Origin of the sequence: Blastococcus sp. CCUG 61487 (genome assembly GCF_005222955.1) — a bacterium.
In the GTDB taxonomy this organism is placed as follows: Bacteria; Actinomycetota; Actinomycetes; order Mycobacteriales; family Geodermatophilaceae; genus Blastococcus.
This window is the reverse complement of sequence record NZ_LWUA01000234.1, coordinates 1-23,653: the sequence shown is the minus strand read 5'-3', so window position 1 is coordinate 23,653 and position 23,653 is coordinate 1. Positions and strand designations below refer to the sequence as shown.

Annotated in this window: 26 protein-coding genes and 1 pseudogene; 11 read left to right on the top strand and 16 right to left on the bottom strand. The window is 74.7% G+C overall.

The window, feature by feature from the left end:
* Positions 1–26 precede the first annotated feature (26 nt).
* From A6V29_RS12880 to A6V29_RS12870, 3 genes are all read left to right on the top strand, one after another.
* Positions 27–1,088 (top strand): DNA polymerase domain-containing protein, encoded by a 1,062-nt coding sequence (locus A6V29_RS12880; RefSeq protein WP_137160669.1) that lies wholly within the window; start codon positions 27–29, stop codon positions 1,086–1,088.
* Positions 1,089–1,192: 104 nt separating this feature from the next.
* Positions 1,193–1,624: a hypothetical protein gene (locus tag A6V29_RS12875; RefSeq protein WP_137160668.1), complete on the top strand. Its 432-nt coding sequence runs from the start codon at positions 1,193–1,195 to the stop codon at positions 1,622–1,624.
* 149 nt (positions 1,625–1,773) lie between these two features.
* Entirely contained in the window at positions 1,774–1,977 is a 204-nt protein-coding gene (locus tag A6V29_RS12870) for a cold-shock protein (RefSeq protein ID WP_040339721.1), read from the top strand.
* Positions 1,978–2,051: 74 nt separating this feature from the next.
* Here the strand turns inward: A6V29_RS12870 and A6V29_RS12865 are convergent, their stop codons facing one another.
* The gene (locus A6V29_RS12865; protein WP_137160667.1) at positions 2,052–2,507 is read right to left on the bottom strand and encodes a hypothetical protein; all 456 of its coding nucleotides are present in this window, start codon (positions 2,505–2,507) and stop codon (positions 2,052–2,054) included.
* 112 nt (positions 2,508–2,619) lie between these two features.
* Positions 2,620–3,264: a hypothetical protein gene (locus tag A6V29_RS12860; RefSeq protein WP_137160666.1), complete on the bottom strand. Its 645-nt coding sequence runs from the start codon at positions 3,262–3,264 to the stop codon at positions 2,620–2,622.
* 176 nt (positions 3,265–3,440) lie between these two features.
* Here A6V29_RS12860 and A6V29_RS12855 point away from each other — a divergent pair, with 176 nt between their 5' ends.
* From A6V29_RS12855 to msrB, 3 genes are read left to right on the top strand one after another with little or no spacing between them, the layout of a single operon-like run.
* Positions 3,441–5,561 (top strand): sensor histidine kinase, encoded by a 2,121-nt coding sequence (locus A6V29_RS12855; protein WP_137160665.1) that lies wholly within the window; start codon positions 3,441–3,443, stop codon positions 5,559–5,561.
* A complete protein-coding gene (locus A6V29_RS12850; protein ID WP_137160664.1) occupies positions 5,554–6,219 on the top strand; it encodes a response regulator in 666 nt (221 codons plus the stop codon). Before A6V29_RS12855 ends, A6V29_RS12850 begins: the two co-directional genes overlap by 8 nt.
* 41 nt (positions 6,220–6,260) lie before the next feature.
* Complete coding sequence (gene msrB / locus A6V29_RS12845; RefSeq protein ID WP_137160663.1) at positions 6,261–6,677, top strand: peptide-methionine (R)-S-oxide reductase MsrB; 417 nt, start codon at positions 6,261–6,263, stop codon at positions 6,675–6,677.
* Between the two features lie 49 nt (positions 6,678–6,726).
* Here msrB and hemQ read toward each other — a convergent pair whose 3' ends face one another.
* From hemQ to hemE, 3 genes are read right to left on the bottom strand one after another with little or no spacing between them, the layout of a single operon-like run.
* Positions 6,727–7,455 carry a hydrogen peroxide-dependent heme synthase gene (gene hemQ / locus A6V29_RS12840; RefSeq protein WP_137160662.1) on the bottom strand — a complete coding sequence of 243 codons (729 nt, stop codon included), beginning with the start codon at positions 7,453–7,455 and terminating at the stop codon, positions 6,727–6,729.
* A gap of 26 nt (positions 7,456–7,481) precedes the next feature.
* Positions 7,482–8,879 carry a protoporphyrinogen oxidase gene (gene hemG / locus A6V29_RS12835; protein WP_137160661.1) on the bottom strand — a complete coding sequence of 466 codons (1,398 nt, stop codon included), beginning with the start codon at positions 8,877–8,879 and terminating at the stop codon, positions 7,482–7,484.
* Positions 8,876–9,937 carry a uroporphyrinogen decarboxylase gene (gene hemE, locus A6V29_RS12830; protein ID WP_249933206.1) on the bottom strand — a complete coding sequence of 354 codons (1,062 nt, stop codon included), beginning with the start codon at positions 9,935–9,937 and terminating at the stop codon, positions 8,876–8,878. The genes hemG and hemE overlap by 4 nt, the downstream gene beginning before the upstream one ends.
* A gap of 114 nt (positions 9,938–10,051) precedes the next feature.
* On the opposite strand from hemE, the gene A6V29_RS12825 reads away from it, so the two are divergent.
* Both A6V29_RS12825 and A6V29_RS12820 read left to right on the top strand, forming a co-directional pair.
* Positions 10,052–10,672: a DUF3000 domain-containing protein gene (locus A6V29_RS12825; protein ID WP_212719362.1), complete on the top strand. Its 621-nt coding sequence runs from the start codon at positions 10,052–10,054 to the stop codon at positions 10,670–10,672.
* 52 nt (positions 10,673–10,724) lie between these two features.
* A complete protein-coding gene (locus A6V29_RS12820) occupies positions 10,725–12,017 on the top strand; it encodes an HRDC domain-containing protein (RefSeq protein WP_212719360.1) in 1,293 nt (430 codons plus the stop codon).
* 107 nt (positions 12,018–12,124) lie between these two features.
* Here the strand turns inward: A6V29_RS12820 and dxs are convergent, their stop codons facing one another.
* From dxs to A6V29_RS12800, 4 genes are all read right to left on the bottom strand, one after another.
* Positions 12,125–14,044, bottom strand: coding sequence for a 1-deoxy-D-xylulose-5-phosphate synthase (gene dxs / locus A6V29_RS12815; RefSeq protein ID WP_137160659.1), 1,920 nt, complete (start codon positions 14,042–14,044; stop codon positions 12,125–12,127).
* Positions 14,045–14,186: 142 nt separating this feature from the next.
* On the bottom strand, positions 14,187–14,555 hold the full coding sequence (locus tag A6V29_RS12810; RefSeq protein ID WP_212719358.1) for a hypothetical protein: 369 nt from the start codon (positions 14,553–14,555) through the stop codon (positions 14,187–14,189).
* Between the two features lie 60 nt (positions 14,556–14,615).
* Complete coding sequence (locus tag A6V29_RS12805; protein WP_137160657.1) at positions 14,616–14,846, bottom strand: DUF4177 domain-containing protein; 231 nt, start codon at positions 14,844–14,846, stop codon at positions 14,616–14,618.
* 9 nt (positions 14,847–14,855) lie between these two features.
* A complete protein-coding gene (locus A6V29_RS12800; protein WP_137160656.1) occupies positions 14,856–15,392 on the bottom strand; it encodes a hypothetical protein in 537 nt (178 codons plus the stop codon).
* 148 nt (positions 15,393–15,540) lie between these two features.
* Here A6V29_RS12800 and A6V29_RS12795 point away from each other — a divergent pair, with 148 nt between their 5' ends.
* Positions 15,541–15,723 (top strand): hypothetical protein, encoded by a 183-nt coding sequence (locus A6V29_RS12795; RefSeq protein ID WP_137160655.1) that lies wholly within the window; start codon positions 15,541–15,543, stop codon positions 15,721–15,723.
* Between the two features lie 13 nt (positions 15,724–15,736).
* Here A6V29_RS12795 and A6V29_RS12790 read toward each other — a convergent pair whose 3' ends face one another.
* Positions 15,737–17,041 carry a class I SAM-dependent RNA methyltransferase gene (locus A6V29_RS12790; RefSeq protein WP_137160654.1) on the bottom strand — a complete coding sequence of 435 codons (1,305 nt, stop codon included), beginning with the start codon at positions 17,039–17,041 and terminating at the stop codon, positions 15,737–15,739.
* Complete coding sequence (locus A6V29_RS12785; RefSeq protein WP_137160653.1) at positions 17,034–19,064, bottom strand: APC family permease; 2,031 nt, start codon at positions 19,062–19,064, stop codon at positions 17,034–17,036. The genes A6V29_RS12790 and A6V29_RS12785 overlap by 8 nt, the downstream gene beginning before the upstream one ends.
* A 172-nt stretch (positions 19,065–19,236) precedes the next feature.
* Between A6V29_RS12785 and A6V29_RS12780 the strand changes: the two genes are divergently transcribed.
* The gene (locus A6V29_RS12780) at positions 19,237–19,905 is read left to right on the top strand and encodes a potassium channel family protein (RefSeq protein WP_137160652.1); all 669 of its coding nucleotides are present in this window, start codon (positions 19,237–19,239) and stop codon (positions 19,903–19,905) included.
* Positions 19,905–20,576 (top strand): potassium channel family protein, encoded by a 672-nt coding sequence (locus A6V29_RS12775; RefSeq protein ID WP_137160651.1) that lies wholly within the window; start codon positions 19,905–19,907, stop codon positions 20,574–20,576. Before A6V29_RS12780 ends, A6V29_RS12775 begins: the two co-directional genes overlap by 1 nt.
* Positions 20,577–20,600: 24 nt before the next feature.
* Here the strand turns inward: A6V29_RS12775 and A6V29_RS12770 are convergent, their stop codons facing one another.
* From A6V29_RS12770 to A6V29_RS12750, 5 genes and pseudogenes are all read right to left on the bottom strand, one after another.
* The gene (locus A6V29_RS12770) at positions 20,601–21,503 is read right to left on the bottom strand and encodes a DUF3159 domain-containing protein (RefSeq protein ID WP_249933204.1); all 903 of its coding nucleotides are present in this window, start codon (positions 21,501–21,503) and stop codon (positions 20,601–20,603) included.
* A 5-nt stretch (positions 21,504–21,508) separates the two neighbouring features.
* On the bottom strand, positions 21,509–21,886 hold the full coding sequence (locus A6V29_RS12765) for an OB-fold nucleic acid binding domain-containing protein (protein WP_137160650.1): 378 nt from the start codon (positions 21,884–21,886) through the stop codon (positions 21,509–21,511).
* A complete protein-coding gene (locus tag A6V29_RS12760; RefSeq protein ID WP_137160649.1) occupies positions 21,883–22,632 on the bottom strand; it encodes a DUF3710 domain-containing protein in 750 nt (249 codons plus the stop codon). The genes A6V29_RS12765 and A6V29_RS12760 overlap by 4 nt, the downstream gene beginning before the upstream one ends.
* 1 nt (position 22,633) lies before the next feature.
* Positions 22,634–23,128 (bottom strand): dUTP diphosphatase, encoded by a 495-nt coding sequence (gene dut, locus A6V29_RS12755; protein ID WP_137160648.1) that lies wholly within the window; start codon positions 23,126–23,128, stop codon positions 22,634–22,636.
* 9 nt (positions 23,129–23,137) lie between these two features.
* Positions 23,138–23,653 (bottom strand): annotated as a pseudogene (locus A6V29_RS12750) (hypothetical protein); the annotation flags it as partial.

Here is a 23,653-nt window from a genome sequence, read left to right as displayed (position 1 = left end):
GCTCCGCCGACGAGAGGATCCCACCGATGGCGAGCAGCAAGGACGCCGTCGTCCTCGACGTCGCGGGGCACGAGGTCCGGGTCTCCAACCCGGAGAAGCCGTACTTCGCCGAGAAGGGCATCCGCAAGATCGACGTCGTCGAGTACTTCGTCGCCGTCGGCGAGGGCATCCTCTTCGCCCTGAAGGACCGGCCGACGACGCTGGAGCGCTGGCCGGGGGGCTACTCCCCCGACGCGAAGATGGCGACGCGAGCGGACTCGCACGGCGACGCCTTCTACCAGAAGCGGGTGCCGAAGAACGCCCCGCCGTGGGTGCCGACGGCGCACATCACCTTCCCCAGCGGGCGGACGGCCGACGAGATCGCGCCCGACTCGGTCGCCGTCGTCGCGTGGTGCGCCAACCTGGGGACGCTGACCTTCCACCCGTGGCCGGTGGACAAGTCCGACGTCGAGTCGCCGAACCAGATCCGCATCGACCTCGACCCGCAGCCGGGCACCGACTTCTCCGATGCCGTGGCGGTCGCGCCGCACGTGCGGGAGCTGCTGCACGAGTTCGGCATGGAGGGCTGGCCGAAGACCTCCGGCGGCCGCGGCGTGCACATCTACGTGCCGATCCAGCCGCGGTGGACCTTCACCGAGGTCCGCCACGCCGTCATCGCCTTCGGCCGGGAGCTGGAGCGGCGGCTGCCCGACCGCGTGACGATGTCGTGGTGGAAGGAGGAGCGCGGCGAGAAGATCTTCATCGACTACAACCAGATGGCGCGTGACCGCACGATCGCCTCGGCGTACTCCATCCGGCCCCGCCCGCACGCCCCGGTGTCGGCGCCGGTCGACTGGGACGAGCTGCCCGACGTCTCACCGTTCGACTTCGACGTCCTCACCATGCCCGGCCGGTTCCGCGAGGTCGGTGACAAGCACGCCGGGCTCGCCGACCACGCCTTCGACATCACGCCGCTGCTGGAGCTGTTCGAGAAGCAGACCACCGACGCCGGGCTGGGTGACCTGCCCTATCCGCCGGACTACCCGAAGATGCCCGGCGAGCCGATGCGCGTGCAGCCCAGCCGCGCGAAGAAGCCGGTCACCGGCTGACTCCTCCCCCATCGGGGTGAGCACCGCCCGCCGATGCGGTCACCCGCCTCCATTCCCGGGCAACGCTGGTCGATGCAGCAAGTCGACCCGGGAGAGGAGGACGGATGAAGCACGTGCTCATCGGCTACGCCGTCGTCCTCGTCGTGCTCCTCATGGTCTCCCGGGAGTTCGAAGCGGCCGGCTGGGCCGGCGTCGGAGCGCTCGGCATCGCCGCTGCCGTCGTGAACGCCTTCCTCGTGCTCGCCGTCCTCGCCGGGCTGTGGCTGGCCGGCCGCCTCGGTCTCGAGCGGTGGGCGCGCTCCATGGACGGGTGGCGGCGGGAGCAGGCCCGGGAGGCCGGCCGGCGCCTGCTGGAGGCCGAGATCATCGGGGTGACCTCGTGGCGCGACGAGGAGCAGCCCGCTCCCCTGCCGCAGCGGCGGCCGTCCGCGCCGCCGTCTCAGGCCTCGGCCGGGTTCACCTACGTCGGACCGTCGTACGGCCACGAGGTGCTGCCGGCACCCGTCGCCGCGGAGGACCGCGACCCCCGGAGCTGACGTCGGCCGACGCGGCACACCGGGTGGGCCGGGCGGGCGCTGGCCGCCGGGCCTGTCCCCAGCAGGCGTCCCCCGCTACGCTTCGGCATGTCGGGAAGGCCCTGCGCTATGGCAGGACCCCGATGCACCACCTCAGCTAGGAGCGAGCAATGCCCGAAGGTACTGTCAAGTGGTTCAACGCAGAGAAGGGGTTCGGCTTCGCGACCCCCGACGGTGGCGGACCTGACGTGTTCGTCCACTACTCGGCCATCCAGACCAGCGGGTACCGCTCGCTCGATGAAGGCCAGCGGATCGCGTTCGACATCGAGCAGGGCCAGAAGGGCCCGCAGGCTGCGAACGTCACCCCGCTCTGATCTGACGATCAGGCTTCCGACGCCCCCGTCCGGTTCTCCGGGCGGGGGCGTCGTCGTCTCCCGGCCGGCCGCGGTCAGCGGGCGCGCGGCACGTAACCCCCGATGAGCGACTGCATCAGCAGCGCCCCGGCGTCCGGTCCGACGGCGGCCGCGGCGTCGGCGAAGGCCCGCCAGCGCCGCCGCTCCACGTCGGTGGGCGCGTTCTCCGCCCGGGCGACCACCTGCTCGAGCAGCCGCTCCCACTCCCCCTGCGGCGTCGGCCACAGACCGGCCAGCCGCCGCGCCTCGGCGGAGATCGCGGTGATCCGCACGATGTCGCCGGCGTGGTTGGTCAGCGGCTCGATGTAGCCGGCCGTGGCCAGCGCCTTGGCCGCGGCGATCACCTCGGCCTTGGGCAGCCCGCTCGCCGGCACGACCGCGCCGAGCAGGTAGGGCGTGCCGCCGTGCTCGGGCGCGTCGACCAGGCGGGCGATGGCCCGCAGCACGGGCAGGTCGCGGGTGAACCAGGCGTCGGGCAGCGGAGAGGTCACGGGCTCCAGTCTCCCCGCCCGTGCTCGTGGAAGGACGGCCGACCTCACCAGCGTGCAGCCGGGTGCGCGGTCGGCCGCGCACCCGGCTGCTGCCCCGCGAGGAGGGGCTCGATCAGTCCCGCGCCATGGTCAGCTCGGGCCGCACGGCCAGGATGAGGCCGAGCGTCGTGTAGCCGAGCAGCAGGTGACCGGCGCTGACGAACGCGCTCCCCTCGTCACCGACCAGGATGATCGCGGGGATCATGAACAGGAACCACGTCTCGGCAACGGCCGGCCAGACTCGCGCCGCTCCCCGCCACCGGCCGGCGATGGCGATCCGGATGCCGATCGCCGCCATGCCGAGCATGGACAGCGGCCAGAACGCGTCGAGGGCCAGCCAGAAGCCGTCCTCGGAGACCTCGGGGGCGACCATCCACTGGATCGACGAGACGATGGCCAGGCCCAGGAGCACGTGCTCGGCGTGCAGGAGTCTGCGGGCGAGCCGGCCGGTCCCCGTGGCCCGGGTGCGCAGCTGGACGCCGATCAGCGCGACCAGGCCCAGCTGGAACAGCAGCGAGGAGGCCTTGTAGGCCAGCGGGTAGTCACCCACGGCGGGGTCGACGTCGTAGGTGAGGGCCGAGCCGATGGCCCAGGCGGCGGCGCCGACGGCCATGGCGATGCCGCCGAACCGGACCGTCCTGGTCAGGTCGGGCGACGGCGCGGGCTCGGCCGGCTGCGTGTCGGTGCGGGCGAACGGCGGGCTGGTGTTGACGGACATCGTTCCTCCGGGGACGAGGGCGCGATGCCCGGGTGGCATCGCCGGTCACGACCGTCGTGGCCGGCCGTCCCGGGCGCCCAGTGCCACAGCGGCAGATCCCGCCCGGCCGCTGTCCCGGGTGGAACGGGACACCGCGCCCCTGTTCCTCGGGACACCGGTCCCGGCATGATCCGCGCGTGGAGGTCGAGGTGCGCACCCCCCGGCCACCGGCCGCGGCTGCCGAACCGGCACGTGCCGGGCGGCGCTCGCTGGTCCCGGCGCTCGGTTGGATCGGGCTGGCCGTCACGTTCGCCGCCGTGGCGGCCACCGTGCTCCTCGACGTCGTCACCCCGCAGGCCGCGCGGGACGCCACGGAGTCCGGCCTCGGCTGGGAGATCGGCCTGTCCGGCGTGCTGCTCGCCGTCCCCGGTGCCCTGTTGCTGCAGCGGGCGCCGCGCAACGCCGTCTCCTGGGTCGTCGCGGGGATGGCCCTGTTCTGGGCCTTCGACGGCCTGGCCTCGTCCTGGCTGGCCTACGCGGTGCAGTTCGATCCGCCGCTGGCCGGCGCGTCGCTGGCCTTCTGGTTCGTGCAGCGCTTCGGCGCCTGGCTGCTGATCGGGCTGCCGCTGCTGCTCCTCCTCTATCCGGACGGTCGGCTGCCGGGCGGTCGCTGGCGCACGGTGTCGCTCGTCGCCCTGGGCTGCACCGCGCTGCTGCCCGTGCTCATCGTGACCACACCGGCGGACCTGCTCGACGAGCGCGCCGGCCAGACGATGCCCGAGCCCTACCTCGGGCTGAACCTCGACGCGACCAGCCTGCCGCTGCCCGAGGGTCTGGTGATGCCGCTGCTCCAGGTGGCGTTCCCGCTCAGCGCGCTGGGGATCCTGCTGCCGCTCGCCGTCGTCGTCCACCGGCTGCGGGCCGCCTCCGGCGACGACCGCCGGCGCATGCACTGGCTGCTCTGGGCCGGCGTGGTCGACGCGCTCGTCATGACGGCCGCCCTCGTCTTCCCGTCGAGCACGATCAGCCTCGACCTCACGGTGGCCATCGGCCTCACCGGTCTGGCCGTGACCGTCGGCATCCTGCGCCCGCGGCTGGTCGACATCGACCGGCTGCTCGGCGGGACGCTGGTGTACGGCGGATTGGCGGTCGGCGTCGTCGTCCTCGACCTCGCGGTGCTGGCCCTGGCCGGCGCGTTCCTGGACGACCGCTTCGACGAGCGCAACGCCCTCGTGGTCACGCTCATGCTGGTGGCCATCGTCTACGTGCCGCTCAGGGCAGCGCTGTGGCGGGTCGTCCGGCGCTGGGTGCTGGGGCAGCGGGAGGACCCCTATCGCGTCGTGTCCGGGCTGGCCGAGCGCCTGGAACGCAGCGATGCGCCGGAGGAGCAACTGATGGCGGTGGCCGCGTCGGTGGCCGAGGCGTTCCGCTCGCCGTACGTCGGCGTCGAGGTCGGAGCGCCCGGAGGGCAGCAGCTGCTGGCCGAGCACGGTCGTCGCCCGGCCGCCGTCCAGACCCTGCCGATCGCCTACCGGGGCGAGCAGGTCGGCCGGCTCCTCCTCCCCCGCGACGGCGTGCGGGCGCAGCTGGTCACCCGGGACGAGCAGCTGCTCGCCGACGTCGTCCGGCAGGCCGCCGCCGCGGCGCGGGCGTCGTCGCTGGCGCTGCAGCTGCAGAGCAGCCGGGAGCAACTGGTGGCCGCCCGGGAGGAGGAGCGGCGCCGGCTGCGCCGCGACCTGCACGACGGGCTGGGTCCGAGCCTGGGCGCGGTGGTGCTGCGCATCGACACCGCCCGCAACCTAGCGGCCGACCACCCCGAGGAGGCCGACCGGGTGCTCCGCCAGGCCCGGGACGACGTGGCGGCGGCGCTGGCCGACGTCCGGCGGCTGGTGCACGACCTCCGACCGCCGGCGCTGGACGACCTCGGCCTGGCCGGTGCGGTGCACCAGCAGGCGGAGCGCGTCCTGGGTCCGCAGGTGACCGTGGCCGTCTCCGCCGCTCCCGAGGCGGACCGGTTGCCCGCGGCGGTGGAGGTGGCGGCCTACCGCATCGCGTCCGAGGCGCTGGCCAACGTCGCCCGTCACGCGTGCGCCACCCGGGTGTCGATCGCGCTGCAGTGCGCCGCCGGGTCGCTGGTGGTCACGGTGACCGACGACGGCGTCGGCATCGCCCGCGACGCACCCGCCGGCGTCGGCCTCGTCTCGCTGCGGGAACGGGCGGCGGAGCTCGGCGGTACGTGCACGGTGGAGTGCCCGCCGGAGGGCGGCACGGTGGTGCGGGCGGTGCTGCCCGCGGGCGGGGAGGAGCAGCATGCCTGAGACCGGTGCCGACGAGGGGCCGCTGCGGGTCCTGGTCGTCGACGACCACCCGGTGTACCGCGACGGCCTGGCCGTGCTGCTGGGCTCGGTGCCGGGCCTCGCCGTCGTCGGCACGGCCGCCGACGGCGGATCGGCGGTCGCGCTCGCCCTCGACGAGCAGCCCGACGTCGTCGTGATGGACGTGCAGATGCCCGGTGTCGACGGCATCGAGGCGACGCGGCGGATCACCACCGCGTCCCCGTCCGTGGGCGTCGTCGTGCTGACCATGAGCGAGGACGACGGCACCGTCTTCGCCGCCGTCCGCGCCGGGGCCCGCGGCTACCTGCTCAAGGGCGCCGACCAGGAGGAGGTGGTGCGGGCGATCACCACCGTCGCCGCGGGCGGAGCCGTGTTCGGCGCGACGCTCGCCCGCCGGATCGCGGAGTTCTTCGCCGCCGCGCCCGCCGGCCCGGCCGAGGCCTTCCCCCAGCTGACGCCGCGGGAGCGGGAGGTGCTGGAGCTGATCGCCGCCGGCCGGTCGAACGCGCAGATCGCCGCCACGCTCTACCTGTCGCCGAAGACCGTGCGCAACAACGTCTCGAACGTGCTGACCAAGCTGCAGGTCACCGACCGGGCGCAGGCGATCGTGCGGGCTCGCGAGGCGGGACTGGGCCGGTGACGGCGGGGAATGGTGATCCGGCCGTCGCCGTTCCAGGCAGCATGACGACCTCCTCCCAGACCCCCAAGGTGCAGAAGACCGACGAGGAGTGGCGGGCGCAGCTGTCGCCGGAGGAGTACGCGGTGCTCCGCCAGGCCGGCACCGAGCGCGCCTGGACCGGTGAGTACGTCGACACCAAGACCGTCGGCGTCTACGAGTGCCGGGCCTGCGGCGCCGAGCTGTTCCGCTCCGAGACCAAGTTCGACTCGCACTGCGGCTGGCCGTCGTTCTACGAGGCCGCCGACGAGGACAACGTGATCCTCCGCGAGGACCGCAGCTTCGGGATGATCCGCACCGAGGTGCTGTGCGGCACCTGCCACAGCCACCTGGGTCACCTGTTCGACGACGCCCCGCAGACGCCCACCGGCGACCGCTACTGCATCAACTCCGTGTCGATCCGCCTGCAGCCGGCGGAGTGACGCCGTCCCTGGAGAGGGGCCACAAGCACGTTTTTGGCCCCTCTCCGGGTCAGGCCAGGTCGCGGACCAGCTCCGCGATGGGCTTGCGGACGCCGGTGTAGAACGGGATCTCCTCGCGGACGTGCCGCCGGGCCCCGCTGGCCCGCAGGTCGCGCATGAGGTCGACGATGCGGTGCAGCTCGTCGGCCTCGAAGGCGAGCATCCACTCGTAGTCGCCCAGGGCGAACGCGGCCACGGTGTTGGCCCGCACGTCCGGGTAGGGCCGGGCCTGCATGCCGTGCTCCTTGAGCAGGTCCCGCCGCTCCTCGTCGGGCAGCAGGTACCACTCGTAGGACCGCACGAACGGGTAGACGCAGACGAACTGCCGCGGCTCCTCGTCGGCGAGGAACGCCGGGATGTGGCTGCGGTTGAACTCCGCCGGCCGGTGCAGCGCCATCTGCGACCACACCGGGTCGAGGTGGCGGCCCAGCGCGGTGCGACGCAGCCGGGTGTAGGCCTCCTGCAGCGCCTCGGCCGACGGCGCGTGCCACCAGACCATGAGGTCCGCGTCGGCCCGGAAGCCGGCGACGTCGTACGTGCCGCGGACGACGACGTCCTTGCCGGCGAGCTCCTCGACCAGCGCGGTCAGCTCGTCGGCGGCCGCGGTGCGGCCCTCGTCGGCCAGCGGGCGGGCCAGCCGGAACACCGACCACATCGTGTAGCGGATGGTGGCGTTCAGCTCGTTCGCCCGCTTGCCGATGCTGCGCTCGCCAGTCTGTTCCACGGTCTGCTCGCTCATGTCCCCCATCATCCCCTCTTCGGAAATCAGTCCAGCAGTGCGGCGACGGCGCGAGAGGCGTCGCGGATGCAGGCGGGCACGCCGACGCCGTCGAACGCGGCCCCGGCGATCTCCAGCCCCGGCACCTCGGCGACGGCGGCGCGCACCGCGGCGACCCGGCCGGGGTGGCCGACCAGGTACTGCGGCAGGCCGCCGCCCCAGCGGACGAGTGCGGTCTCCAGGGGCTCGGGGCGGGCCAGCCCGAGGAGGTCGGCGACGTCCTCGACCACGGCGGCGACGAGCTCGTCGTCGTCGCGCTGCAGGTCGCTCTCGGCGCGGAACCGGCCGACCGACGAGCGGACCAGCAGCGCACCGCCGCCGTCCAGGTGCGGCCACTTCGCCGACGACACCGTCACGCCCTTGACCAGCCGGCCGGTGACCGGCGGCACCAGCAGCCCCGACCCGGCGGCGACCTCCTGCGCAGGGAAGGCCATGGCGACGACGGCCATCGACGCGTACGGGATGCCGGCGAGCGGCTCCACCGCGGACGGCGCCACCTCCTGCAGCAGCCGGGCCGCCTTGAGCGCCGGGGCGGTCACGATCACCGCGTCCGCGGCGAGGACCTGGGGCTCGGCCATGGAGCCCGCGGAGACCTCGAAGCCCGACGCCGTCCGCCGCAGGCCGTGCGCCGGCGCGCGCAGCCGGACGTCCGCGCGGGAAGCCTCGACCAGCGCCGCCGGCAGCGAGCCGATGCCGTCGGTGACGGTGACGAACACCGGGCCGTCGACGTCCCCGCGGCTGCGAGCGCCGGCGTCCCGGGCGGCCGCCGCCGCACCCAGGACCGACCCGGCCCTCGGCAGGTGGGCGGCCAGGGCGGGCATCGTCGCCTGGAGCGAGAGCTCGTCGGCCCGCCCGGCGTAGACCCCGCCGAGCAGCGGCTCGACGAGCCGGTCGACCACCTCGTCGCCCAGCCGCTCCCGGAGCAGCGCGCCGACGGCGACGTCGCCGTCCAGCTGCACGGGCGGCAGGTCGGCCTCGGCCCGGACCCGAGCGACGCCGTCGGCGGACAGGAACCCCTCGAGCCCGTCGGCCTCGGCGGGCACGCCGAGCACCGTCCCGGCGGGCAGCGGGTGCCGGCCGTCGGGCAGGACGACCGACGCCTGCGTCGTCGCCGGGGCGACCAGCCGGTCGCTCAGGCCCAGCGCCTCGACCAGCGCGACGGCGTCCGGGACCCGCGCCAGCATCGCCTCGGGCCCGGTGTCGTACCAGGAGCCGGCCAGCTCGACCCGGTGCAGCTTCCCGCCGATCCGGTCCCCCGCCTCCAGGACGACGATCTCGTCGTCGGGCCGGCGCCGCCGCCACTCGAAAGCGGCAGCCAGCCCGGTGATGCCGGCGCCGACGACGACGACGCGGTTCGCCCGGGCCGTGGGGTGGGCCGGGGTCATCGCGTCGTGAGCTCGTGCACCAGCTCGGTGACGTGGGTGAGCACGGTGGGGTCGGTGTCGGGCAGCACGCCGTGGCCGAGGTTGAAGATGTGGCCCCGGGCGGCCTTGCCCTGCTCGACGATCCGGCGCACCTCGCGGTCGACCGTGGCGCGGTCGGCCAGCAGGACGGCGGGGTCGAGGTTGCCCTGCAGCGAGCGCTGCGGGCCCACGCGGCGCGCGGCCTCGTCCAGCGGGATCCGCCAGTCGACGCCGACGACGTCGGCGCCCGCGTCGCCGATGAGCGGCAGCAGCTCGCCGGTGCCCACGCCGAAGTGGATCCGCGGCACGTCCCGCTCGCCGAGGCCGTCGAAGACCGCCCGGGAGTGCGGCAGCACCCGCTCGGCGTAGTCGGCCGCCGACAGCACGCCGGCCCAGGAGTCGAAGAGCTGGACGACGACGGCGCCGGCGTCGATCTGCGCACGCAGGAAGACCGCGGCCGAGACCGCCAGCTTGTCCATCAGGCGCCCCCACGCCTCCGGCTCGGAGTACATGAAGGCCTTGGTGCGGGCGTGCTCCTTGGACGGCCCGCCCTCGATCAGGTAGGTCGCGAGGGTGAACGGCGCGCCGGCGAAGCCGATCAGCGGGGTGGCGCCGAGCTCCGCGACGAGCTGGCGGACCGCCGTCTCCAGGAAGCCCAGCGCCTCCGGCTCCAAGGGAGGCAGCGCGTCGACGTCGGCGACCGAGCGGACCGGGTTCGCGATCACCGGGCCGATGCCGGGCTTGATCTCGATGTCCAGACCGGCCACCACCAGCGGCAGCACGATGTCGGAGAAGAGGATCGCCGCGTCGACGCCGTGCCGGCGGACCGGCTGCAGGGTGATCTCGGTGACCATGTCCGGGTCCTGGCAGGCCTCGAGCATCACGGTGCCCGCCCGCAGGCTCCGGTACTCCGGCAGGGACCGCCCGGCCTGGCGCATGAACCACACCGGGGTGCGGGTGACCGGCAGCCCTCGGGCAGCGCGGACGAGATCGGAGTCGGCCGGAGACGTCGACGGAACCGGAACGGATGCGGAGCTCACGGAGGTCGAGTCTCCCAGACGACCACGTCCCGTGTGCCCGGTGCGTCGGAGGGGAGTCGGGAGGCGTACGGCGCGTCGGGCGCGGTGCACCGGATGGCCACCTACCCTGCGCACGTGGAGCCGCACATCCTGGCCGGCGCCGGGACCAGGGGCACGGACGTGCCGGGGGCCGAGGTCCCCGCTCCGTTCCGTGCCGCCCTGGAGGCCCTCGCCGGGGTGCGGGCCCGGCCGGAGATCGTGCTGGAGCAGATCCCGGCGCCCCAGCGGCTCGCTCCCTGGGCGCACGCGATCGCCGCCTCGGTGACCGAGGCCGACGGTGACGACGAGGTGGAGATCGCCAGCGCGCGGTTCATCGTCCTCCACGACCCCGACGGCCACGAGACCTGGCACGGCACGACCCGGTGCGTCGGCTACCTCTCGGCCGAGACCGACGAGCAGCTGGTGGACGACACGATGTTCTCCGAGGTCGCCTGGAGCTGGCTGACCGACGCCCTGACCGAGACCGGCGCGGCGTACTCGACTGTCGGGGGAACCGTCACCCGCACCGCCTCGACCCGTTTCGGGGAGCTGGCCGGGCCCGAGCACTCGGTCGACGTCGAGATGCGGGCGTCCTGGACGGCGGGTGACACCGCGCTGGACCGGCACCTGCACGCCTGGCTCCAGGTGCTGGCCAACGCTGCCGGCCTGCCGCCTCCGGGGGTGCGGCTGCTGGGGTCCGGTGACGAGAGCCACTGACCGCTCCGGCGGTGGGAGTCTCTAACATCGGGAACGGCGAGCGGACCCACCCGTGCAGCCGACCGACGAGAACCGGCGAGAAGGTGGACGGCAACTGAGCACCGAGCCCAGTCCTCGGCCGGCGACGGACGACGCCGCCGCCGAGGAGAACCCCGCGACCCCGCTGCTCGCCCCTCGTGACGGACTGCCGCCGGTCATCGAGACGTCCACCCAGCTGGTGGAGTACGCCCAGGCGCTCCGCGAGGGCAGCGGTGCCGTGGCCGTCGACGCCGAGCGCGCCTCCGGCTACCGCTACGGCCAGAAGGCCTACCTGGTGCAGCTGCGCCGCGAGGGCGCGGGCACCGGGCTGCTCGACCCCGTTCCGCTGCCGGACGTGTCGGTGATCCAGGACGCGATCCGCGATGTGGAATGGGTCCTGCACGCCGCGAACCAGGACCTGCCCTGCCTGGCCGAGATCGGCCTCGTGCCCAGCCGCATCTTCGACACCGAGCTCGCCGCCCGCCTGGCCGGGCTGCCGCGCGTGGGGCTGGGCGCCGTCGTCGAGTCGCTGCTGGGCTACTCGCTGGTCAAGGGGCACTCGGCGGCGGACTGGAGCACCCGCCCGCTGCCCGAGGAGTGGCTGGTCTACGCGGCGCTCGACGTCGAGGTGCTCGTCGATCTGCGCGACGCGCTGGCCGAGATCCTCGAGGCCCAGGGCAAGACCGAGTGGGCCCGCCAGGAGTTCGAGGCGATCCTCGGGGCCGGCCCGCCGGCTCCGAAGGCCGACCCGTGGCGGCGCACCTCCGGCGTCCACGGCCTGCGCAGCCGCCGGCAGCTGGGCATGCTGCGCTCGCTGTGGGAGGCTCGGGACCAGCTGGCCCGGCGACGGGACGTCGCGCCCGGCCGGGTCCTGCCCGACTCGGCGATGGTGTCGGCGGTGCAGGCGGACCCGAAGAACGAGGGCGCGCTACTGGAGCTGCCGGTGTTCCGCGGCCGGGCGAACCGGCGGCTGGTGGCGCACTGGTTCCAGGCGCTGGCCCGCGGCAAGGCGCTGCCCGAGGAGGAGCTGCCGCCGCAGAGCCGGCCCGGTGAGGGCCCGCCGCCGGTGAACCGCTGGGCGGACCGCGACCCCGCCGCCGCGACCCGCCTGCAGGTGGCGCGCGCCGGGCTGGCGGAGCTGTCGGAGAAGCACACCGTGCCGGTGGAGAACCTGCTCTCCCCCGACCTCGTGCGCCGCCTGATGTGGAGCCCGCCCTCGCCGCCGGGGCGCGACGCCGTCGTCGACGCGCTGCGCGCCGGCGGGGCGCGGGAGTGGCAGGTCGAGCTCACCGCCGACGTGCTCACCGACGCCGCCACCCGCGCCTGACCCTTCTCGGCGACGATCAGCTCACCTGATCGTCGGACGTCCTCCCTCGTGGTCGACGGTGAGGGAGGACGTCGCACGCCGCGGAAGGACGACGGCCCGGGGCGGGACTACTGCTGGGCGCCGTCCACGGGCTGGGCCATCCGCACGTCCGCGCGGTCGCTGAGGGTCGCCGCCCACTCGGCGATCCGGCGGGCGACGTCCTGCTCGGTGAGCCCGGCGTCGGCCAGCACCTGGCCGCGCGAACCGTGCTCGAAGAACGCCTGCGGCAGGCCCAGGGCACGCACCGGGACGTCGATCTCCCGGTCCTGCAGCGCCTGGCTGAGCGTCGTCCCCACTCCCCCGGCCCGGCCGCCGTCCTCGACGGTGACCACGAGCCGGTGACGCGAGGCCAGCTCCACCAGGCTGTCCGACACCGGCAGCACCCACCGCGGGTCGACGACGGTGACGCCGATCCCGTGGTCGGCGACCCGCTCGGCCGCGGCCAGGCAGACCGGCACCATCGAGCCGACGGCGACCAGCAGCACGTCGGCGGCGTCCACGGAGCGCAGCACGTCGACCGGCCCGCGCCGCTCCAGCGCGGGCAGCTCCGGCGGCAGCGCCCCCTTGGGGAACCGCACCACCGACGGCCCGTCGCTGATCGCCACCGCCTCGCGGACGGCCTCACGCAGGGTGGCCTCGTCGCGTGGTGCGGCCACGTGGATGCCCGGCACCACCGAGAGGATCGAGAGGTCCCACATGCCGTTGTGCGAGGCGCCGTCCTCACCGGTCACGCCGGCCCGGTCCAGCACGACCGTCACCGGCTGCCGGTGCAGGGCGACGTCCATGAGCAACTGGTCGAACGCGCGGTTGAGGAAGGTCGAGTAGACGGCGACCACCGGGTGCATCCCGGCCATCGCCAGGCCGGCGGCGGAGGTGACGGCGTGCTGCTCGGCGATGCCGACGTCGAACGTCCGCTCCGGGAAGCGCTCGGCGAAGGCGGCCAACCCCGTGGGGTGCAGCATCGCCGCGGTGATCGCGACGACGTCGGCCCGCTCGGTGCCGATCTTCACCAGCTCGTCGGAGAACGCGTCGGTCCACGCCAGGCCGGTCTTGCGCACGCTGGTGCCGCTGTCGGGGTCGAACACCCCGGTGGCGTGCCAGGCGTCGATCTGGTCGGTCTCGGCCGGCGGGTAGCCGTAGCCCTTGGTGGTGACGGCGTGCACGATGACCGGGCCGCCGAACGACCGGGCCCGACGCAGCGCCGACTCCATGACCTCGATGTCGTGGCCGTCCACCGGGCCGACGTACTTCAGGCCCAGGTCCTCGAACATGCCCTGCGGGGACAGGACGTCCTTGAGGCCCTTCTTGATCGCGTGCAGCGCGTCGTAGAGCGCGGTGCCGACGACGGGGGCGCGGTGCAGCGCCTGGCGCACCTGCAGCAGCGCGTTCTCGTAGCCGGGGCGCAGGCGCAGGGTGGCCAGCGCGTCGGCGACGCCGCCGATGGTCGGCGAGTAGGAGCGGCCGTTGTCGTTGACGACGATCACCACGGGCCGGTCCTGCGCCGCGGCGATGTTGTTGAGCGCCTCCCAGGCCATCCCGCCGGTGAGCGCGCCGTCGCCGATGACCGCGACCACCGGCCGCTGGTCGCCGCGGATGGCGAAGGCCTTGGCCAGCCCGTCGGCGTAGGACAGCGACGTCGAGGCGTGGCTGTTCTCCACCCAGTCGTGCTCGCTCTCACCGCGGCAGGGATAGCCGGACAGCCCGCCGCGCTGGCGCAGCCGCTCGAAGCCCTCGACGCGGCCGGTGAGCATCTTGTGCACGTAGGACTGGTGGCCGGTGTCGAAGACGATCGGCTCGTGCGGGCTGTCGAACACCCGGTGCAGGGCGATGGTCAGCTCGACGCAGCCGAGGTTGGGGCCGAGGTGGCCACCCGTCCTCGCCACGCCGGTGACCAGGGCGTCACGGATCTCTCCGGCCAGGGCGGGCAACTGGTCGGCCGGCAGGGCACGGAGGTCCTCGGGGCCGGAGAGCGAGCGCAGGAGCGACACGGTGGGGGTGTCTTCCTCTCCGTCGACGGCAGGTGCGGCAGTGGATCAGGCAACCAGCGTGCGGCCGCCGGTCAACTGTACGTGCGGACGTGGATCTCTTCCGGTCGAGAGGCGCGTCCGGACGCACCCGGCGGGCACCGCGTCACAGGCGGGGAACCCAGCGCTCTCCCCGCAGGGCGGCCCCGACCACCTCGACGCCGCGGGCAGCGGCCGCGAGGCGGGCACCCTCGCGCTCGTAGGCCCTCATCGCGGCCTCGATGGCGTCCGGGGGCAGGTGGTCGGCGAGGTCCACGCGGACGGTCCGCCATCCGGCCCGCGCCGCCTCGATCCCCGCGGCGACGTGGTCGGCGGCGAAGCGGGCGAGCAGCACCGGGTACCGGCGCAGCACCTCGTGCGCCCGGTAGTCGGGCGGCACGAGGTCGTACAGCCAGGCGACCGCCGTGCGCTCCCAGTCCGGGGCGCCCGGCGGGCGCACCTCGTCCGGCCAGCCCGGCGGCACCGTCGCGTCCACGCCACCAGTGTGCCGCATCCGTCGAACACGTGTTCGACGGACCGTTCCGGCGTGGCGGGGTCAGGCGCCCGTCTGGCGCTTGAGCCAGAACTGCTCGAAGCCCCAGGAGCCGGAGCCGCTGGAGTGGTAGCTGACCAGCTCCCAGCCCTCGCTGCCGAGCTTGTTGAGCACCGAGCTGGTGTCGCCCTGCTGGCGTTCCGACTGTCCGCCGGGGAGCTTGACGCTCACACCGGCCCGTTGTGACTCCGCATCGTTGGCGGTGATGACCGAGGCGTATTCCCACGTGGGCACACCCGAACGTTAGCCGGTGGGGGTTCCCGCCCCCTCGGGGAGCACGCCCAGGCACTCGCCCACCACCGGCTCGAGCGCGCACGGGTCCAGCGGGAGCGCGGGTTCGAGGAGCTCTCCGGTCAGGCAGTCGACGAGCCCCTCGGGCCGCAGGATCGTGTCGGTGTCCACGCACGGGATCGGACCGGTCCCGAGGAGGTCGGTGAGGGCGCCCAGCAGCCCCCTCCCCGGCGAGGGCGCGCCGTTGTTCTCCACGCTCGGATCGAACTCGCGCACGGTGTCGGTGACGGGCGCGGGCACGCGCTCCCCCGGGACCGGCGGGATCGGCGGCGGCGCCTCGAGCGTGACCGGGTCGGGGCCATCGACGCGGGGGCCCGGCGGCACGTCCGGCGGCGGCACGAACTCGGGCGGGAGCGGGGGCGCCACCTCGGCCTGCTCGATGATCGAGGGCAGGTCACCGAGGTACTCGGGCTCGGTGTCGGGCGCCGCCGCGTACCCGGCGGCGGCGACGAGGGCCAGGATGCCGATGACCGCACCGGTGCGCGCCATGCCGGCACGCTACGCCGACGTCGGCAGAGTCGCGAGGCTGAGCCTTGGCGGTCGGACGGGCGCAGCGGTAGAACGGTTCCCGTGACCAGCGATCGGCTCCTCCTACCCCGGCCCGTCCGGGGCCGGGCGGAGCCGAAAGGTCACCGCGATGAGCAGGACCGACAAGACCGCGCCCTACCGGATCAAGCTCGCCGAGCACGGCGACCGGTGGTGGCACCCTGAGCTCCGCTGCACCTGCACGATCTGCAAGGAGCCGCAGCGGGAGGCCAGCCGCCGTCGGCGTCGCGCGGAGAAGCGGCAGCTGATGCGCTGGGAGCAGGACTACCGGTGACCCGCGGGGACGACTAGGGACTCGGGACCAGCAGCGCCACGCACTCCACGTGGTGCGTCATCGGGAAGGCGTCGAAGCCGCGCAGGCCGGCGAGGCGGTACCCCGCCTCGCCGAAGGCGGCGACGTCCCGGGCCAGGGCGGCCGGGTCGCAGGCCACGTACACGACGGCCCGCGCCCCCGTCCCGGCGAGCAGCCGGCTCACCGCCCGCCCCGCCCCGGCGCGCGGCGGATCGAGGACGACGACGTCCGGCGGCGTGCCGAGCTCCACGAGCAGCTCGCGCAGCCCCTCGACGTCCACCTCGCCCTGCCAGACCTCGGCCTGCGGCAGGTCCGCGAGGTTGGCGTCGGCGGCCGCGCAGGCTCCCGGGTCGGCTTCGACGCAGACCACCCGGCCGGATTCGGTCACTCCCGGCGCGAGCGCGCCGCCGAACAGCCCGGCGCCGGCGTACAGGTCCAGCACCGTCTCCCCCGGCCGCACCTCGGCGAAGCCGGACACCGCGTCGACCAGCGCGTCGGCGGCGGCCGGGTGCACCTGCCAGAAGCCGGTGCCCTCCACCTCCCAGTCACGGCCGGCCGCGCGCCGCTCGGCGCGGGTGACCGGCTCCTCCGGCAGGTCCCCTCCGGGCCGGACGACGCGGCTCGACGTCACCCGTCCCGCGCGGTCCAACCGGCTGGTGGTCACCGCGCCGGTGGAGTCGATGGCCACGTCGACGGCGCCCGCCCCGGGCCAGCGCCGGCCGAGCACCGCCCGGGCCGCGGGCTCGACGGTGATCGGGCAGTCGTCGAGGACGACGACGTCGTGCGAGCGGTGCCGCCGCAGGCCGGGCGCGCCGTCCCCGTCGACGGCGAACCGGGTCCGCGACCGCCACCGCAGCGGCCCGCCGGGCAGCTCCTCGACCGTCACCGCGACGTCGTCGAGCCCGGCGAGGCGGGCGAGCTGCTCGCGCACGACCGCGGCCTTGAGCGCGCGCTGCTCGGCCGGGTCCACGTGCTGCCAGTCGCACCCCCCGCACCGGCCGGGCCCGCTGTGCGGGCAGGGCCGCTCGACCCGGCCCGGAGCGGCGGCGCGGACCTCGATCGCGTCGGCGCGGCAGAACCCCGGCTGGCGGTCCTCGGTGACCCGCACGAGGACGCGCTCGCCGGGCAGGGTGTGCCGGACGAACACGACCCGCCCCTCGTGCCGCGCCACGCAGTGCCCGCCGTGCGCGACCGGCCCGACCGTCACCTCGAACTCCTGGCCGACCCAGTTCGGCCCCGCCGCAGGGGCCCGCCGCGAGCGTGCGAGCGGCGGGGGGCGGCGGGGTCCTTTATCACCCATAGGGCGTGGCGTCGACGTCGTCGGTGTAGCCGCGCCGCAGGTCGCCGGGCGCGGACCGGTCCTCCCGGGCGTCCCGGCCGATCGAGCTCTGCAGCTGCCACGGCACGGTCGTGATCATCACACCCGGCTGGAACTGCAGCCGGGCGCGCAGCCGCAGCGCGCTCTGGTTGTGCAGCACGTTCTCCCACCAGTGGCCGACGACGTACTGCGGCACGAAGACGACCACCAGCTCGCGCGGGCTGTTCCGTCGGATGCTCTTGACGAAGTCGACGACCGGCCGGGTGACCTCGCGGAACGGGGACTCGAGCACCGTGAGCGGCACGGGGATGTCGTAGCGCTCCCAGTCGGCCTGCAGGGCCCGCACCTCCGCGTCGTCGACGTTGACGGTCAGCGCGGTCAGCTCGTCGGGCCGGGTCGCCCGGGCGAAGGCCAGCGCCCGCAGCGTCGGCTTGTGCACCTTGGACACCAGCACGACCGCGTGCACCTTGCTCGGCAGCATGCGCGTCTCGGCGTCGGGCACCAGCTGCGCGGAGACGTTCGAGTAGTGCCGGTGGATCGCTTTCATCAGGCCGATCAGCAGCGGCATGGACACCAGCACCAGCCACGCCCCGTGGGTGAACTTGGTGACGACGATGATCACCAGGACGACGCTGGTGATCGTGCCGCCGACCAGGTTGATCGCCTGGGACCGCCGGATCCGGGCCAGCACCGCGGGGTCGGACTCCAACGACCGCTCCCGGTTCCAGTGCCGGACCATCCCCCACTGGCCGATGGTGAACGCGGTGAAGACGCCGACGATGTAGAGCTGGACGAGCCGGGAGACGTCGGCGTCGAAGGCGACGATGAGCAGCATCGCGAAGCCGGCGAGCAGCAGGATGCCGTTGCTGTAGGCCAGCTTGTCCCCGCGCGTGTGCAGCTGGCGGGGCATGTACCGGTCCTGTGCCAGCACCGAGCCGAGCAGCGGGAAACCGTTGAACGCGGTGTTGGCGGCGAGGATCAGGACCAGGGCGGTGCCGGCCTGGACGGCGAAGAACCCGACCGAGGTGTCGCCGCCGAAGGTGGCCGCCGCGAGCTGGGCGATCACGGTGCGCTGCGGTTCGGTCTCGCAGTCGGCGAAGCCCGTCAGCTCGCAGGCGTCCTCGACGTACTTCACGTCGGCGAGCAGGGCCAGCGAGCTGACGCCGAGGAACATGACCGCGGCGATGCCGCCCATCCAGGTCAGCGTGGTGGCCGCGTTGCGGCTCTTCGGCGGCTTGAACGCCGGAACCCCGTTGGCGATCGCCTCGACCCCGGTCAGCGCGGTGCAGCCGGAGGCGAAGGCCCGCAGCGCGAGGAGGACGAGGGCCAGGGCGCCCATCTCGCCGTACCCGGGTGCGGGCTCGACCCCGTAGGCGGCGGACTCGGCGACCAGCCCCGCGTCGGTGACGAAGTAGCGGACCAGGCCGGTGGCGACCATGAGCAGGATCGCCGTGACGAACAGGTAGGTCGGGACGGCGAAGGCACGGCCGGACTCGCGCAGACCGCGCAGGTTCAGCGCCGCGAGCAGCCCGACCAGCCCGACGGCGATCGCCACGCGGTGCTCGGCGAGCTCCGGGAACGCCGAGATGATGTTGTCGGTGCCGGCGGACACCGAGACGGCGACGGTGAGCACGTAGTCGACCAGCAGCGCGCTGGCCACGACCAGCGCGGCGAACGGCCCGTGGTTCTGCCGCGCGACCTCGTAGTCGCCGCCGCCGGAGGGGTAGGCGCGCACGACCTGCCGGTAGGACAGCACCAGGACGCCCAGCAGCACGACGACGAGCGCGGCCAGCCAGGGCGTCAGGAAGAGGTAGGCGGTGCCGGCCAGCGTGAGGACGATGAGGATCTCCTGGGTGGCGTAGGCCACCGAGGAGAGCGGGTCGCTGGCGAAGATCGGCAGCGCGTAGCGCTTGGGCAGCAGGGATTCGCCCAGGCGGTCGCTGCGCACGGCCCGTCCGAGGACGAGCCGCTTGGGGAGATGCCCGAGATCGGACAGCGTCGGCACGGCGGCGATCGTACGGACGCCGGCGCCCCGACGGCCCCCGCCCGCGCGGTGTCCGCCACCGGAGGGTGAGGCGGCCGGCCGCGGGCCGGTCGGGGCCTCGCGCGGGTGTAGCTTCGCGCCCGGTGCGCGGGCGGACGGTCGCCGGCGCGACGGATCCCCTAGGGGTGGCTGCGTGCACGTGGTCGTCATGGGCTGCGGCCGGGTCGGCTCGGCCATCGCCCGCCGGCTCGAGGAGGTCGGCCACAGCGTGGCGGTGATCGACCAGGACCCGGCGGCCTTCCGCCGGCTGGGGCCGGACTTCACCGGCCGGCAGGTCACCGGCCGGGGCTTCGACCGGCAGACGCTGCTGGACGCGGGCATCGACTCCGCGGGCGCCTTCGCCGCGGTGAGCAGCGGGGACAACTCGAACATCATCAGCGCGCGGGTGGCCCGCGAGACCTTCGGCGTCCAGCACGTGGTGGCCCGCATCTACGACGAGAAGCGGGCCGAGGTCTACGAGCGGATGGGCATCCCGACCGTCGCCACGGTCCCGTGGACGGTCGAGCGGCTGCTGCGCGAGCTGCTCGCGGTCAAGGTGAGCGAGCTGTGGCGGGAGCCCACGGGCACGGTGCTCCTCATGCGGGTCACCGTCACCGAGAGCTGGGTGGGCCGCCGGCTGACCGAGTTCGAGGCCGCCACCGGCGCCCGGGCCGCGTGGCTCGTCCGGTTCGGGGAGTCGCAGCTGCCGACCGCCGGCACCGTGCTGCAGGACGGCGACCAGCTTGCGCTCGCCGCCACCGACGAGATCTCGGCACGGGTGCACGACGTCGTCGAGAGCGGACCGCAGGGAGGTGAGCACTGATGCGGGTGGCCATCGTGGGCGCCGGCGCCGTCGGCCGGTCGATCGCCGGCGAGCTGCTGGCCAACGGGCACGCGGTCATGCTCATCGAGAAGGACGCCCGGAAGGTCGGCGCCCGCTCCCTGCCCGGGGCGGAGTGGCTGCACGCCGATGCCTGCGAGGTCTCCTCGCTCGAGGAGGCCCAGCTGGCCACGTGCGAGGTGCTGGTCGCGGCGACCGGGGACGACAAGGCCAACCTGGTCGTCTCGCTGCTGGCCAAGACCGAGTTCGCGGTCAACCGCGTGGTGGCCCGGGTCAAGGACCCGCGCAACGAGTGGCTGTACACCGAGGCGTGGGGGGTCGACGTCGCCGTCTCCACCCCCCGGGTCCTGGCGGCGCTGGTGGAGGAGGCGGTCACCGTCGGCGACGTCGTCCGGCTGATGAGCTTCCGCAAGGGCGCGGCGAACCTGGTGGAGACCACCCTGGCCGAGGACACCCCGTGGGTGGGCCGCGCGCTCGGCGAGCTGCCGCTGCCCCGCGAGACGGTCCTCACCGCGGTGCTGCGCGGCGAGCGGGTGATCACCCCCTCGCCGGACGAGCCGCTGGAGGTCGGCGACGAGCTGCTGTTCGTCACCCACGAGGACGTCGAGGACGAGCTCAGGGCCGTCTTCGCGCCCCGGCCCACCGGCAGCTGACCGCGCGCCCCCTTCGGTGCACCGTCACGCGGCGGGCCGGTCCTCCTCCGACGTCGCGTCCCTCGCGGGCGCGCGGTGGCGGTGCAGCCGGGAGACGACCCACAGCGTGACCACCACCTCCACCGCGGTGACCGGGACGCCCAGCAGGAGCGACACGACGCCCAGGTCGGTGGCGTCGCCGTCCTCCGCCCGCAGGTACAGGTAGCCCTGCACCCCCGCCCGGAGCAGGAACACCCCCGCCCACAGCACGGTGAGCCAGCCGTAGGCCCGCAGCAGGCGGGGATCCTCCCGCCAGTGCCGCTCCGGCTCCGGGTCCGGTCGCCGGCGGCGCGGCCCGGGATCCGGGCCGTCGCCCTCGAGGGCGGCGCGGGCGCGCTCCACCCGGCCGCGCAGCCCTGGCAGGGCCGACCGCGGCGAGGCCATGGCGCCGAGGTGGCTCGGCGCCAGAAACTCGGCGACCACCCCCACGAGCGGTCGTCGCAGCGCGACCGATCCGAGCAGCACGACGGTGAGCGCGGCGTTGCGCAGGATGCCGGGCACGTAGAAGTTGCGGGCCTCGCCGGTGACGGCCGCGATGGCCACGGCGACGCCGACGGCGAACAGGCCGCTGACGGCCTGCTGGACGCTCTCCCGGCGGGCCAGCCGGAGCCCGAAGACCGCCAGGGCCACACCGAGGGCCGCCCAGATCCCGGACCGGAGTCCGGCCATGCCGTTGACGACGATGAACGCCACCGTCGGCAGCGTCGCGTCGACCATGCCGCGCCAGCCGCCGAGCTGGTCGAGCACGAGATGGCGGTCGAAGACGATCGAGGCGTCGCCGTCGTCGTCCGCACGGGCGTCGTCGACCGGCCCGGCCGGCTCCCCCGTCGCGCTGACCTGGTCTGCTCGCCGGCGTCCCTCGGGGCTGTCGGGGGCGCCGGGCGGCACGCTGCTCAGGAGCCGCCCAGTTCGTAGCGCGGGTTGTAGATGACCCGCCGGCCGTCGAGGACCGCGACGCGACCCTCGGCGGTGAGCGTGCGCCCCGGCTCGATGCCCGGGATGCGGCGGCGCCCCAGCCACACCAGCGTCACCGACCCCGAGCCGTCGAAGAGCTCGGCCTCGAGGGTCGGCAGCGTCTCGCGGGGGGTGTAGACGACCGACCTGAGCCGGCCGGCCACCGAGGCGACGGTCCCCTTCCGGCAGGAGCTCACCGGCGTGCAGCCGGCGCTGGCCGCACCCGCCCGGAGGCGTTCGGCGTCCACCGCCTGGTCATCGGCGGTGAGCCGGTGCAGTGTCCGCGAGAGCCAGCCGGCGGGACGGGTCCGGGTCACGGATCCAGGGTAGTGCGGTCCGGCGCGGCGCTGCCGCCGCCGCCGGCACCGCCCGGAGGTGTCCGCGGGGCCGCGGGTGCGGTCTTCGTCAGCCGCGCGGCGGCCTCCGGGGGCAGGGTCAGCGGCAGCGACTCCCGGACCGGCATCGGCGCCGTGCCACGGACCACCACGACCGCCCGGAACGCGTCCTCGAGCTCCGCGGCGGCCTCCGGGCTCGCCGCCGCCGGGCCGCTGATCGTGCCGCGCAGGAACCAGCGCGGCCCGTCGACGCCCAGGAAGCGCGCCGGACGGCGGACCGGCTGCGGCGCCGGCTGGCCGGGCTGCGACGCGGCCGGTGTCGCCATGACCGTGCCGGCGAGCTCCGTTCCGAAGGGGCCCTCCACCTCGCGCAGCGAGGCGCCCTGCCCCGACGCGGTCCGCGCGATCTCCGCCCGCACGTCGTCCCAGATGCCGGAGGCCCGGGGCGCGGCGAACGCGGCGACCTGCAACAGCGACTCGCCCGAGCGCAGCGTCGCGCCGACGACCTGCTGCTGCGGGCCGAGGTCCACCCGCAGCTCCATGCCGGGGCGGGCGGGCAGGCGGAGCGCGCCCAGGTCCAGCCGGGCGATGCCGTCGTCCGGCGCGTCGGCCTCGTCCCACGGGCCGGTGGTCTCCACCACCTCGCGCTCGCGGACCTGCGGCTCCGGCGGCACCCCGCGCTCCCGCAGGCTGCGGTCGATCCGGTTGCGTCGTCGTCCGAACGCCATGTCAGTCCTGCTCCTCGTCCACCATCGTCGTGCCCCCCGAGGAGCTCCCCGTCGAGCCGTGCCCGCCGGTCCCCCGCATGCTGCCGGGCAGCTGCTCCACCGGGACGAACCTGGCCCGCACCACGGGCTGCACCACCAGCTGCGCGATCCGGTCCCCGCGCCGCAAGGTCAGCGGCATGGCCGGATCGAGGTTGACCAGGTTCACCTTGATCTCGCCGCGATAGCCCGAGTCGATCGTCCCGGGAGCGTTGACCACGCTCAGCCCGAGACGGTGCGCCAGGCCCGACCGCGGGTGCACGAACCCGGCGTAGCCCTCCGGGATCGCGACGGCCACCCCGGTGCCGACCAGGGCGCGCTGCAACGGAGCCAGCTCGACGTCCTCGGCGGCGGTCAGGTCCGCGCCGGCGTCGCCGGGGAGCGCGTACCGCGGCACAGTGCCGTCGGCCGCGAGCACCGTGACCGGCACGTCCAGCTCGGACGGAGGGGAATCGGTCACGCGGCGATCCTAGGAGGAGTCCTCGCCGCGCAGGTCGCGGAGCACGCGGTCGGCCAGGGTCTCGGTGGCCCGGCGGTGGCCGCGCCCGGCCAGGGTGGCGCCGAGCAGCAGCGGTGCCGACGCCGACACGCCGCCCGCCCGGGTGCGGCCGAGCCGGCGGTGCAGGCCCCGCAGGCCCGCGGCGCCCAGTGCGGGACCGAGGCCGGTCGCCCCCTGGCCGGAGCGGAGCGCCGACCAGGTCGCCAGGTAGGCCGACGCGCGGGCGCGTGCATCGCCCGGTGGACGCCGGCCGTGCAGTTCGTGCAGCTCGCCGACGAGCACCACCTCGACGGCGGCGGTCAGCACCGTCTCGGCGCCGAGCTCGAGCGGGAGGGTCAGCAGCGACCGCGGCACCGACCGGCGCACCACGGCCAGCCCGCCGGTCGCCATCCCGACGCCCGAGGTGAGCCGGGCGGCCCGGGCGACCAGGGCATCGGCGATCTCGACGTCGGTGGGCACCGGGGGTGCGCCGCGCGCAACCGGGCC